Genomic DNA, 12,555 nt, shown 5'->3' with positions numbered 1-12,555 from the left:
TCGCTTCTCATCAAGGACTGATGCAATGACAAGAATGACACCGTTTTCGAGCCCTTTGCTGCTCGGATTCGACACGATGGAAAAAACGCTGGAACGGATCGCAAAATCCGGCGACGGTTATCCGCCCTACAATATTGAACGCCTGCGCGGCGAGACGGGTTCCGAACGTCTGCGCATCACTTTGGCGGTGGCCGGTTTTGCCAGCGAAGACCTCGAAGTCATGACGGAAGACAATCAGCTCGTCATCCGCGGACGCCAGACCGACGATACCGAACGGGAATTTCTGCATCGTGGCATCGCTGCCCGACAGTTCCAGCGCGTTTTCGTCCTGGCAGACGGTATGCGGGTTCTCGGTTGCGACCTGAAAAACGGCCTTTTGGCCATCGATCTCGACCGCCCCGAACCCGAACGGCTGGTTAAACGAATCAGCATAGCGGTGAAAGACTGAGCTTGTTCAGTTTTTGTTCAGCACAATACCGCTATACTGAAAATGTGAAGCTCTGATGCGGCATGGTCGCAAATGACATGCCGACGAAATGGAGGCTAAGACCATGAACAGACATATATTCACCGAAAATGAATTCGCCCATCTCGGCGAAGGTGAAGTTGCCTATGTGCGCAAGATCCGTTCAGATGACCTTGCCCGCAGCTTCCCTGCCCTCCCACCGATAGAGCCGGGCCTTGAGCTCTGGGCGCTTTTTGGCGCCAGCGGTGAGCCAATCGTGCTCTCCGATGTCCGCGCCACCGCGCTACAAGGCGCGCAAGACCATGAACTGCGCACGGTAATGCTGCACTAAGGATAGACGCGATACCGGCCATCGCCGGTATCGCGCTTCCGTATGAAATCAGTACGGAAGATCGTGGCGTATACAAATGCCGCAAGTCGTCTTGAGGCAGAAGAAATATGCTTCTGCTCGGACTGTTTTTTCCTTCCCTGCCAATTCGTTTCTGCGAGCAAACAAACAAAACCGCCGTTCAAGCTGAACGGCGGTTTTGTCTACGAGAAACTATTTGAACTCAGGCGGCGTTGGAAGCAGGCTGAGCTGTCAGGAATGAATAGAGCGCCTGCGCGTCATGTGTGCCGCGCAATTTGGCAACCGTATCGGCATCGCGCAGCATACGGGCGATGCGCGAGAGTGCCTTCAGGTGATCCGCGCCGGCATTCTCCGGCGCGAGAAGCAGAAAAACAAGATCGACGGGTTGATCGTCCAGCGCCTCGAAATCGACCGGGGTTTCCAGACGAGCGAAGATTCCGGCTATTTTGTTGATGTTCGCCAGCTTGCCGTGCGGAATGGCAACGCCATTGCCCACCCCGGTAGAACCGAGGCGCTCACGCTGGAGAATTGTTTCGAAAACTTCACGCTCAGGGAGACCGGTCAGTTCCGCAGCCTTTTCAGACAGAATCTGCAAAAGCTGTTTTTTGGAGCTGGCTTTCAGCGCCGGGATAATCGCCCCAGGCTGAATCAGATCACTAAGATCCATTCTCTCCGTTCCTTCTTCAATCAGGCCTTTGCGGCCCGGTTTTGGGAAGCGCACGCGGCCGCCTAATCGCGATCTGCTGCGTGCGCTTCAGGTTTGCCGTCAGGCGCGTGGCGCGGCCTGGCGGGTGACCATCGATGGATCGACCCAGCCGATATTGCCGTCCGCGCGACGGTAGACGATGTTAACTTCATCATTGCCGGCATTGCGGAATACCAGAACCGGGTTCTCGATCAGATCCAGTTCCACGACCGCCGACGCCACCGACATGGTGCGCAGGGCGACGGACGATTCCGCAACAATTGTCGGCGCGTAATCCGCCGGAAGATCCTCCTCTTCCTCCGACAGCGGTGCCATAACACGATATGCAACGTCATCATAGATCGCATCTGGCTGCGTAGCCGGGCGCGATTTCAGACGACGCTTATAGCGGCGAAGGCGGGTTTCGATCTTGTCCGCGGCCGCTTCAAAAGCCAGCTGCGGATCCTGCGCGTCGCCAGTGCTTTGCAGAGTTGCACCACTATCGAGGTGCAAGGTGCAATCCGCACTGTAACGCGAACCGGACTTGGTGACCGTAACCTGTCCGGAAAAGCCATGATCGAAATATTTGCCGACTGCTTCATTCACCCGATCAATGATCCGGGTTGTGAAAGCTTCACCGACGTCCATATGCTTTCCAGATACACGCAGAGTCATTTGGCACACCTCATTTGCGTTACACCACAGGACTCAGTCTAATCACAAGGCGAGCGAAGCGCAAAGCGAACCAGCATCAAAGATGCTTTTCGTCCTGTGCGTTTTCCAACTAAATTCATGGTGCATGCACGCTTGCCAGGCGCACTTTCCGATGAGGCGTTGAAACACCTTCCAAAAAGCCGTCGAAGTCGTGACTGCTCCAATCAATAGCCCCTTTACGGGATGGTTGCCGCACATTGCTCTTTTAAGTAACGCCCCAGTAGCTGGTCCGTTGCCCGGATTTTTCCGGCCCGGTTTTCCTGGCCTGGTTTTCCTGGCCCGATTTTCCCGGAACGCCACATTGCCCTTCCTTCAAACATATGGACAACCGCAATTTCTTCCAGAAATTACAGCGATATTATCGGACGTTGTCTGCAAAACGCATTCGGCGGAAACGTCCAACCCATGTCTTCCTCCCCAAACCGGTTCTACTTTGAGGAGACATGCTTCAATTCTGCTTTGGCGTATTTTCGATCGTAGAAACACAAGTGCTTCTGCTGACATCTCGCCAATTCACGCTGACGACTTATCAGGAAGCCCTGGAAATGAGGGCGTCCAGACACGTGCCGCAACGCGAGCCGGGCTTCTATTGGGTGAAATGGCGCTTGTCAATTGGTCCTCCTGCCAGTTGGTCCTCTTGCAATGCTGATCTTTCCACAAATCGAGATCGAATTTTTCTGAAAGAGCAGCGCTACAGATCCAAAATTTTAGAGCATTCTCCCCTATTCGAATACGGGAATAAGGCCCTAGAGGTACAATCGGTGATTTAAAACGGTCCCTTCTCAGCGCAATCTGTGGAACCATTTTGGCTAGAGCGAAATGCGCTCACATTCGTTCGCGCTTCCGCTCTATCTGTCTGTATTACCGCATTTATGCAACGTCAGGTGATGCCACCTGACTGCAAAATGCTCTACGCAATCAGGAAGCTGACAATCTTGCCTTCTTTTCACGCCTGCGCTGAACCGATGAAGCAATATTCATCGATTCCCGATATTTTGCGACCGTTCTTCGCGCGATATCCACACCGTCCTTCTTCAGAGCATCCACGATGGCATCATCAGACAGTACGTCGTCGGACTTTTCGGCGTCGATCATCTGCCGAATACGATGGCGCACGCTCTCCGACGAATGAGCGTCGCCGCCTTCGGATGAGGCAATGGAGGCCGTAAAGAAATAGCGCAGTTCAAACACGCCACGCGGCGTGGCCATGAATTTGTTCGCCGTCACGCGGCTGATGGTCGATTCATGCATACCGACCGCGTCGGCAACCGTGCGCAGGTTGAGCGGCTTCAAGTGGGTCACGCCGTGGCGCAGAAAGCCGTCCTGCTGCCGGACGATTTCCTGCGTTACCTTGAGAATGGTGCGCGCGCGCTGGTCGAGACTGCGTACGAGCCAGTTCGCGGTCTGCATGCAATCCGAGAGAAATGCTTTCTCTTCGGCTTTGACCGAGATGCTCACCTCTGCATAATATTCATTGTTGACGATAAGACGTGGCATTGCGGCTGCGTTGAGTTCAATAGTCCAGCCACCGTCACGCGACGGTGTAACCAGCGCGTCCGGCACGATGGCATCGGCCACGGAGATTTCGAACAAAGCACCGGGCTTTGGATCGAGCATACGGATTTCGGTCAGCATATCGAGAATATCGGCCTGATCGACACCGCACAGCTTCTTGAGCGTCGCGAAATCCCGCCGTGCAAGAAGATCGAGATTGTCGATCAACGCCTCCATGGCCGGATCGAACCGATCCTTGAGACGCAACTGTATCGCCAGACACTCCCGCAGATCACGGGCAAAAAGGCCTGCCGGATCAAAGCCTTGCATCGCTCCAAGAACGCGCTCGATCTCGACGGTTTCCACGCCAAGATTCTGGGCCAGACCGACAATATCGACACGCAGATAGCCGCTCTCGTCCAGTGCATCGGCGAGCGCCGTCGCAATGAACCGGTCTGCCGCTTTGGAAAAAGTCAGCGCGATCTGTTCCGCCACGTGCTCGCTCAATGAAATCCGGCTGGCCGTAACCTGATCGATGTCGTAACTGCCACCTGAAACATATCCGTCACCGACGGACGATTTCCATTGCGCGGCAAGATCGGGACCGATCTCGTCGAAGCGACCCGGATCATCCGGAAAGATATTTTCAAGCGAGCTGTCGAAGGTGGATGAGAGGTTTTCGGCATTATCCGAAGCGCCTGTTTTGAACCAGTCGCGATCCGAAAAGTCGTCCGACGCCGCATCCTCTCCGCCGGTTTCAGCACCGTCTCGTGCTGATTCAGCGCCCGAAAAATCATCATTCGCTGCCTCAATTCGATCCAGCAGCGGATTTTTTTCAATTTCAATGTCGAGAAATTGCTCCAGCTCCATATGCGTCATCTGCAGCAGCTTGATCGACTGCATCAGCTGGGGGGTCATCACCAGCGATTGCGATTGACGGAAATCAAGCTTGGGCGACAGAGCCATGCGACGCGTTATTCTCCCCCGTTAAACCCTGTCAATAACCGCGGAACACATGGTCAACGCGCGAGATATCCTTGACAGCAATCTGGCCTTCAGACGGCACTCATCGACATGGGACCTGAGTCCATACAGAGGAATAAGCCGTGCGCTCGCAACCGTTTCAGGCTGAAAGCGCATTTGAATGAAAACTGGTATGAACCTTGCTTGTCAATTCAGAATGTGCGGTTTGGGGACAAAAGGGGAAATAGTCGCGGTTCAGCGGCACTTTCTGTAACTTTGTACAGAACATAACAGGCTCAAACCGATGGCTGGTCAGAATGAAGGCATTTCCATAGGAGCCTGAGACGATATGAAAATGCCGAATATCAAAGTGTGAATTGGTCGCCGAGATAAAGCCGGCGTACGTCGGGATTGGCGACGATTTCGGCAGGACGACCATGTGTCAGCACCTGACCGGCGTGAATGATGTAGGCGCGGTCGATAAGGCCGAGCGTCTCACGCACATTATGGTCGGTAATCAGAACACCGATGCCGCGGCTTGTCAGATGGCGAACGAGTTGCTGGATATCCGAAACGGCAATCGGATCGACACCAGCAAAAGGCTCATCGAGCAGCATGAAGTTTGGGCGTGATGCCAGCGCACGCGCAATTTCGAGACGACGGCGCTCGCCGCCGGACAGCGAAATGGCAGGCGCTTTGCGCAGATGAGCGATGTGAAATTCTTCCAACAACGCATCCAGCTCGGAAGCGCGTTTGGAGCGATCTTTCTCCACAACTTCCAGCACAGCCTTGATGTTGTTTTCTACCGAAAGGCCACGGAAAATGGATGCTTCCTGTGGCAGATAGCCGATGCCAAGACGAGAACGGCGATACATCGGCATAGACGTGACGTCGAAACCGTCGATCTCGATGGAACCGGCATCAGCCGGAACGAGGCCTGTCACCATATAGAAGCAAGTGGTCTTGCCTGCACCGTTCGGCCCCAGAATACCGACAGCTTCGCCAGCACGCACACCGAACGACACGCCATTGACGACCTGCCGGCCGCGATAGCTCTTGCAGAGACCGCGTGCCACCAGCGTCCCCTTGAGACGCGTCGACTTACCCGGCTGGCCGGGCATAGCGCCCGCGACATCGGATGGTGCGTTCACATTGTGCGATGCGTCTTGCGGCCCGTCGGCCTTCTTGTTCCAGAACAATCCCACGCCTGCTCCGGTCAGTTCTGCTTGGGCGCAGCACCGCCCTGCTGTTGATCTTTCGGGGCCATGATGATCGATACGCGACCCTTGGTCTGGCCCTTGCAGCTTTCGACATTGGCGCGGCCCGTATCGAGATGCGCCGTCAGCTTGCAACCGGTCACGACATTGTCGCCATCGGTCAGAACCACTTTCTGCCCCTGAAGAACCATAACCTGGTTTTTCGCATCATAACGCCCGGTATCACCAGTTGCGACCTGCGTCCCGGACTTGAGATAGACTTTCCCCGAAATGTCGATGTGATCGATGCTCGATGAATCGAGGCCGCCCACGCCAGCACTTGTCGGTTCCGGGGCCGGTGCTTCGCCGTCTTTCTTGGCCTTGTTGTAATAGACTGTCATCTGGCCTGCCTTCAGCAGGGCGTCGCCCTGCGAAACGGCAACATTACCGGTGAATATGGCAATGCCTTCCTTGTCGCGCATTTCCAGCTTGTCAGCGTCGATCTTGACGGGCGCCTTGCTGTTGGAAAGCTTCAGCCCGTTCACGGCTGCGCCTTCCTGCGCCAGTGAAACTGTCGGAGCCGCGACAATGCCGAGCGCCAGAACTGCAAATCCCATCCGCAAAGTGCGGGCCATCGTACCCTTGTTCATCTTGCCCGTCTCGCGTTCCATATAATTTCAGCTCCCCGAAGCATTCGACCATCCCTGGGTCGACATGCGGTCAGACGCAACATTAAGCACTTTGCGGCCAAATGGGAACATTCAGCATCGCAAAATGCGATCAAAAAAGCGGCTTAGAGCCTGTACCATTCCGATTGCATCAGAATCACGCTCTAACAATCTGTTTTCGAGCACATTTCGATCCGAGGACCGGCTTCAGACTGTACTCAACCGCGTCGCACAGATATGAATCGGTCCGAACGCTTCCCCTATCCTCAAATCAGGCGCCCTTTTCAGGGAGCCTTGTTGGGCGAAACAACGCTGCCGTCAACAGTCATTCGAACCTTGTTCTCGAAAATCAGAACCTTGCCGTTGTCCTTGACCTGCATGCTGTCGGCCAGAATATGCGTGCTGCCGCTGCGGATATCCACGGGCTTGTCAGTGGTGATCTGCCCGCTCTTGAGATTTACGTCCGCAGAACGCAGCACCGCACGTAAACCGTCGTCTGTCGTAACAGTAAAGTCCTTATCAAGTTGCAAACGCCCATTGGCATTGTCGTAAACACCGGACGTTGCCTCGACCTTGGCCGTGCCCTTGTCACCAACCGGCAGCTCCGCGGAAATGCCTTCAAGCGAAATCGCACCGCTGTTCTTTGCATCCTGCGTCGCCTTGGAAGCGGTCATTGAATAGGGGCGGTTATCCTTGGTATATCCATTCAGGTGCGGGCTCGTCATGACAAGCTTTCCGCTTTCGCCGCCATTGTTCACTTCGACCTTAACGGGCGCGTTCGGCGTCGCAAGGAACGTGTACCAAGAGAATACCGCTCCCACGATGATTGCGGCGACAGGGAGGGCTGTCTTCAGAACGCGAACGCGGATCGAATGGCGCTGTGCAGCATGAAAAAGCGTCTCGGCCTTCTCCGACGCACCAAAACGCATGCCACCCGTGCCGCGACCTTGAGCAGTCGCGTTCTGCGGCGCATGGCTATCTGTGGTGTCGGCGGTCATGTGGCGTTCAATTCCTCAACGGCTTTCGTAAAACTCGATAATCAGCGCGTGTGTGTCGCGCTTTTTCATTTCAATAAGGTTTATTTGGGGTGAAATAATCGGTCGCTCAATAGCTTTATACCGCGCAAAATACCGCACCCGCCTCGCAAACAGCAAGCAGGAACGGCCTATGCCTTTGATAATTCAGCCCAATTGACACCCCACCGAATTAAGCAGGATGCTATTCAACTCTTTGATACCACAAAACTCGGTCAAATTACAGCTGTGCGTATTGCAGCCGCCAAAGCTGATCTGGCAACGAACATAAGAATCTCGGACAGCTTCATTACAATATGTATTTCAGGCACTATCTCTAACCAGACCTATTTTTCGAAGATACTTGCCGCGTGCCCTCATTCGGGGCACAAGGTGAACTGCGGGGCGCAAGCCGCGCGATTTGAACGAACGGATGGACGGGAATGGCTCAAGACGCCGAAGCAATTATCGAACGCCGGAAATTGCGCAGAAAGCTGACGATCTGGCGTGGGGCCTTCCTGCTTCTGATCGCCGCCCTGATTGCCGTCTTCGCTTCATGGTCCATGCGCGGCACCAACTTCAACCAGCCGCACATTGCCAAGGTTCGTATCGAAGGCACCATCTTCGAGAATGAGGAATTGCTGAAGCGTCTCGACAAGATCGCCAAGGATGACGCCGTCAAAGGCGTGATTCTGGTTCTCGATTCGCCCGGTGGAACGACGGTGGGCGGCGAAGCGATTTTCGAAGCCGTGCGCAAGATTGCCGAGAAAAAGCCGGTCGTCACGCAGGTAGGAACCCTTGCAGCTTCCGCCGGTTACATGATTGCCAGCGCTTCGGACCACATCGTGGCACGACAGACATCCATCGTCGGCTCGATTGGTGTCCTGTTCCAGTATCCAGATGTTTCAAAGCTTCTCGATACGATCGGTGTGAAGGTCGAAACCATCAAATCCTCGCCACTCAAGGCGGAACCCAATTATTTCAGCCCGGCCAGCGAAGAAGCCAAGGGCATGATCCGCAATATGATCATGGATTCCTATGCGTGGTTCGTGGACATTGTCGAAAAACGCCGTTCGTTCACACATGAACAGGCGCTGGCCCTCGCCAATGGCGCGGTTTTTACAGGGCGACAGGCACTCGATAAAAAATTGATCGACGGATTGGGCGGTGAAGAGGAAGCGGTCGCCTGGCTTGCGAGCAAGGGGCTTTCCAAAGATTTGCCGCGTCTGGAATGGAAGCCGGTCAGCAGTGAAACGGGTTTCTCGCTGCGCGATCTTATCATTCATGCCGGTGCACGCCTTCTTGGCGTGCCGCAGGAAGCAGACGGCATGTTGAAGCAGATCGCCAAGGAACGCATCTTTCTTGACGGACTTCTCTCGGTTTGGCACGTTGACGGTACGCCTGAAGCGAATTGACGCCAGCTAGGTAAACTTACACAATATCCGGTAGATACCGGATGAAACAAACAGAAGAACAGGGGTTTAAAGCCGTGATCAAATCGGAACTCGTTCAGATTATCGCCAGCCGTAATCCGCATCTCTTTCAGCGCGATGTCGAAAACATCGTGGGCGCGGTATTCGACGAGATCACAAACGCCCTTGCCGAAGGCAATCGTGTTGAGCTGCGCGGCTTCGGCGCCTTTTCGGTGAAGAACCGCCCTGCTCGCAGCGGTCGCAATCCGCGCACCGGCGAAACGGTGGACGTGGAAGAAAAGTGGGTTCCCTTCTTCAAGACCGGCAAGGAACTGCGCGACCGTCTCAACGGCGCAGTCTGATAAACATCATGGCGGCAAAACGCATCATCGCCATCATCGTTCTCGTGCCGCTTGCAGTGGCTCTGATTGCGTTGTCGGTTGCCAATCGCGCATCGGTGCAGTTTACGATCGATCCGTTCAATCCGGGCAATCCCGCTCTGTCCTATAATGCGCCTCTGTTTCTGTGGCTGTTCGGCGCGCTTCTTCTCGGCGTTGTCATCGGCTCACTGGTGACGTGGCTCACACAAGGCAAGCACCGCCGCAAGGAGCGCATGTACAAGCAGGAAGCTGCGCGCCTGCTTGAACGGAGCACCGCCGCCGAAAAGCGCAATATGCCGGTCGTGAACTCCTGAAACACCTGCTATTCTCAAACCCGGAGGCAAAACTTCCGGGTTTTCATGGTCGAAGCGCGATTGAACGTCGTTTTCCCCTTTCACACCGGCCCTGTTTATCCTACCTAGACCCCAATCATGATGATTGGAGTTTCGGGTGAAAGCGCCAAAGGGAAAAGGCAAAAAGCCGTCGGGCGGCAAACAGGACCGTGGTTTCGAGCGCGCAAGACATGATGCGCCGCGTTCAGAAAGCAAATTTGAAGGCCGATTTGATGGCAAGTCTGACAATAAAGGCTCGTCTTTCAAAAAGCCGCGTCCCCAATTCGCCAAGACCGCACCCAAGCCCTTAGACGACAAGCCCGCTACTCCGCTTCGCGAAATCAAGCCTTATGCCGGTGCACGCCCGGGAGAACGACTGCCGCTCATTCTCGAAACGGAACCCTCGCCCGATTATGCGCTTCTCGACAGCGGCAACGGGTTGAAGCTCGAGCAATATGGTCCCTATCGGATCGTCCGCCCGGAAGGTCAGGCAATCTGGTTGCCGAGCCTGCCGCAGAAGGAATGGGACCAGGCCGATGCCGTCTTCACCGGCAACACCGACGAGGAAGGCATGGGACGCTGGGCCTTTCCGAAAGTGCCGCTCGGCGAAACATGGCCAATGCAGCACGATGGCATTTCCTTTCATGGCCGTTTCACCTCGTTTCGCCATGTCGGCGTGTTCCCAGAGCAGGCCGCGCATTGGTCTTATATGGATGGGCTTATCCGAGATGGGGTAAAGTCCGGACGCAGCGTTAAGGTGCTCAATCTTTTCGGCTATACGGGCGTCGCCTCGCTGGTAGCGGCACGTGCAGGTGCGGAAGTGACCCATGTGGATGCCTCCAAGAAGGCCATTCTCTGGGCGCGTGAAAATCAGGAAATGGCCGGGCTTTCGGACAAGCCAATCCGATGGATCTGTGAAGACGCGATGAAATTCGTTCAGCGTGAGGAACGGCGCGGCAGTTTCTATGACATCATCCTGCTTGATCCGCCTGCCTATGGGCGCGGACCGAGCGGCGAGGTTTGGCAGTTGTTCGAGCATCTGCCCGCAATGGTGGATACATGCCGGTCCATCCTGACGCCAAAACCGCTCGCCGTCATACTGACTGCCTATTCGATCCGCGCATCCTTCTTCGCCATTCACGAACTGATGCGCGACCGTTTCACCGGCCTTGGTGGTACAGTCGAATCGGGCGAACTTATTCTGCGCGAACGGTCCGCCGATCAGTCGGGAGGACGCGCGCTTTCCACATCCATGTTCAGCCGCTGGGTAGCAAAATGAGCCGTGACGACGATTTTTCCAAAGGCGGCTCTCGTGCCGAATATTCCAAGGTAGGTCAGGTGAAGGAAGTCACCAGCCTCACCAACCCTATCGTGAAAGATCTCCGCTCGCTGGCGCTGAAAAAATTCCGCGACCAGCAGGGCGTGTTTCTGGCCGAAGGGCTGAAGCTCGTCATCGACGCGCTCGAACAGGACTGGCGCATCAAGACGCTGGTCTTCGCCAAGTCCGGCAAGGGCAACAAGATGGTCGAGCAGGTTGCCGCCCGCACCTTCGCCAAGGGCGGGCTGGTGCTGGAAGTGACTGAAAAGATCATGGCTGCCATTACCCGCCGCGACAACCCGCAAATGGTGGTCGGTGTTTTCGAACAGCAATATCGCCCGCTCGCAAACCTCAAGCCGAAGAACAACGATGTTTATATCGCGCTCGACCGCGTGCGCGATCCCGGCAATCTGGGCACTGTCATCCGTACCGCCGATGCGGTCGGCGCCAAGGGCATCATTTTGATCGGCGACACCACCGACCCCTATTCGCTGGAAACCGTGCGCGCCACGATGGGCTCGGTCTTTTCCATGCCGCTCTATAAAGTGACGGAAGCCGACTTCCTCAACTGGCGCAAGGGCATTTCAGGCCTTGTCGTCGGCACCCATCTGAAAGGTGCGGTCGACTATCGCACCATTCCCTATGCCAACAAGCCGGTCGTGCTGATGATGGGCAACGAACAGCAGGGCCTGCCGGACAGTCTGGCCGATACTTGCGACAAGCTTGCTCGCATTCCGCAGGCAGGCCGTGCAGATTCCCTCAATCTTGCAATTGCCACCGGCGTCATGCTCTACGAAATTCGTCGCGACGCACTCACGCTCGATGAAAGGGTTTCCGGATGAAGCGACACGCAGTCTGGTCCTCACTGTTCGTCGTTGTTCTCACCATGCTGATCGATCAGGGTGTCAAACATCTGGTGGAAACTCGGATGGGCTACGGCCAGCAGATCGACCTGCTGCCGTTCCTTGCCTTGTTTCGTACGCACAATGAGGGCATCGCCTTTTCCATGCTGGCATGGCTGCATGATTGGGGACTGGTCGCAATCACCGCAGCAGTTATTTTGTTCGTACTTTATCTGTGGTGGACCAACGCGCCGGACCGCATCTTCGCACGCTACGGTTTTGCACTTGTCGTTGGCGGCGCCATCGGCAATCTTATCGACCGCGTGATGCACGGTTACGTCGTGGATTATATTCTGTTTCACCTGCCAACCTGGTCATTTGCAGTTTTCAACCTCGCCGACACCTTCATTACAATCGGTGCAGGTCTCATAATTCTGGAGGAATTCCTCGGCTGGCGGCGCGAACGGGCTGCCCGCTAACCCGCCGGGTTGAACAGTCCCTGCCTTTCGCATAATTTGATCTCTTAAAATTAAAAGCTTTTTGAAGAGGATAAGGTCCAGTCATCCGAATTGACACATTGGTGACATGCTTCTGTCATCGTCGCGTAGCACTGAATCTGTACTGCTTCGGTCGAACTGGACATCCTGTCCATGCAATCGGCTGAACAAGGATTGGAACTGGCTAAAGCATGTCGCTGTTAACCGGATTCGGGATTCCCGTTTG

The 12,555-nt window shown here is 55.3% G+C and carries 14 protein-coding genes; 8 read left to right on the top strand and 6 right to left on the bottom strand.

Annotated features, from left to right (window positions below):
• Positions 1-25: 25 nt before the first annotated feature.
• Entirely contained in the window at positions 26-448 is a 423-nt protein-coding gene (locus CES86_RS13970; RefSeq protein ID WP_010658007.1) for an Hsp20 family protein, read from the top strand.
• 103 nt (positions 449-551) lie between these two features.
• On the top strand, positions 552-797 hold the full coding sequence (locus CES86_RS13965; protein ID WP_010658006.1) for a BQ00720 family protein: 246 nt from the start codon (positions 552-554) through the stop codon (positions 795-797).
• Between the two features lie 220 nt (positions 798-1,017).
• Here the strand turns inward: CES86_RS13965 and ptsN are convergent, their stop codons facing one another.
• The 6 genes from ptsN to lptC form a co-directional block, all read right to left on the bottom strand.
• Entirely contained in the window at positions 1,018-1,482 is a 465-nt protein-coding gene (ptsN, locus tag CES86_RS13960; protein WP_006465889.1) for a PTS IIA-like nitrogen regulatory protein PtsN, read from the bottom strand.
• 99 nt (positions 1,483-1,581) lie between these two features.
• A complete protein-coding gene (gene hpf, locus CES86_RS13955; RefSeq protein ID WP_010658005.1) occupies positions 1,582-2,175 on the bottom strand; it encodes a ribosome hibernation-promoting factor, HPF/YfiA family in 594 nt (197 codons plus the stop codon).
• 957 nt (positions 2,176-3,132) lie between these two features.
• Positions 3,133-4,674, bottom strand: coding sequence for an RNA polymerase factor sigma-54 (gene rpoN, locus CES86_RS13945; protein WP_094514687.1), 1,542 nt, complete (start codon positions 4,672-4,674; stop codon positions 3,133-3,135).
• A 362-nt stretch (positions 4,675-5,036) separates the two neighbouring features.
• Positions 5,037-5,876, bottom strand: coding sequence for an LPS export ABC transporter ATP-binding protein (gene lptB / locus CES86_RS13940; RefSeq protein WP_094514685.1), 840 nt, complete (start codon positions 5,874-5,876; stop codon positions 5,037-5,039).
• Positions 5,877-5,887: 11 nt separating this feature from the next.
• Positions 5,888-6,538 carry an LptA/OstA family protein gene (locus CES86_RS13935; RefSeq protein ID WP_011982370.1) on the bottom strand — a complete coding sequence of 217 codons (651 nt, stop codon included), beginning with the start codon at positions 6,536-6,538 and terminating at the stop codon, positions 5,888-5,890.
• Positions 6,539-6,819: 281 nt separating this feature from the next.
• Positions 6,820-7,533 (bottom strand): LPS export ABC transporter periplasmic protein LptC, encoded by a 714-nt coding sequence (gene lptC / locus CES86_RS13930; protein WP_011982369.1) that lies wholly within the window; start codon positions 7,531-7,533, stop codon positions 6,820-6,822.
• A 458-nt stretch (positions 7,534-7,991) separates the two neighbouring features.
• Between lptC and sppA the strand changes: the two genes are divergently transcribed.
• The 6 genes from sppA (at position 7,992) to lspA (ending at position 12,311) form a co-directional block, all read left to right on the top strand.
• Entirely contained in the window at positions 7,992-8,963 is a 972-nt protein-coding gene (sppA, locus tag CES86_RS13925; RefSeq protein ID WP_010658000.1) for a signal peptide peptidase SppA, read from the top strand.
• Between the two features lie 74 nt (positions 8,964-9,037).
• A complete protein-coding gene (locus CES86_RS13920; protein ID WP_004687882.1) occupies positions 9,038-9,322 on the top strand; it encodes an integration host factor subunit beta in 285 nt (94 codons plus the stop codon).
• A gap of 8 nt (positions 9,323-9,330) precedes the next feature.
• Positions 9,331-9,654 carry a lipopolysaccharide assembly protein LapA domain-containing protein gene (locus CES86_RS13915; protein ID WP_010657999.1) on the top strand — a complete coding sequence of 108 codons (324 nt, stop codon included), beginning with the start codon at positions 9,331-9,333 and terminating at the stop codon, positions 9,652-9,654.
• A 136-nt stretch (positions 9,655-9,790) separates the two neighbouring features.
• A complete protein-coding gene (locus tag CES86_RS13910) occupies positions 9,791-10,951 on the top strand; it encodes a class I SAM-dependent rRNA methyltransferase (RefSeq protein WP_094514684.1) in 1,161 nt (386 codons plus the stop codon).
• The gene (locus CES86_RS13905) at positions 10,948-11,832 is read left to right on the top strand and encodes a TrmH family RNA methyltransferase (protein ID WP_094514682.1); all 885 of its coding nucleotides are present in this window, start codon (positions 10,948-10,950) and stop codon (positions 11,830-11,832) included. The genes CES86_RS13910 and CES86_RS13905 overlap by 4 nt, the downstream gene beginning before the upstream one ends.
• A complete protein-coding gene (gene lspA, locus CES86_RS13900; protein ID WP_094514681.1) occupies positions 11,829-12,311 on the top strand; it encodes a signal peptidase II in 483 nt (160 codons plus the stop codon). Before CES86_RS13905 ends, lspA begins: the two co-directional genes overlap by 4 nt.
• Positions 12,312-12,555: the final 244 nt, after the last annotated feature.

This window comes from Brucella lupini (assembly GCF_002252535.1).
GTDB lineage: Bacteria > Pseudomonadota > Alphaproteobacteria > Rhizobiales > Rhizobiaceae > Brucella > Brucella anthropi.
This window is presented reverse-complemented; position numbering and strand designations above follow the sequence as displayed.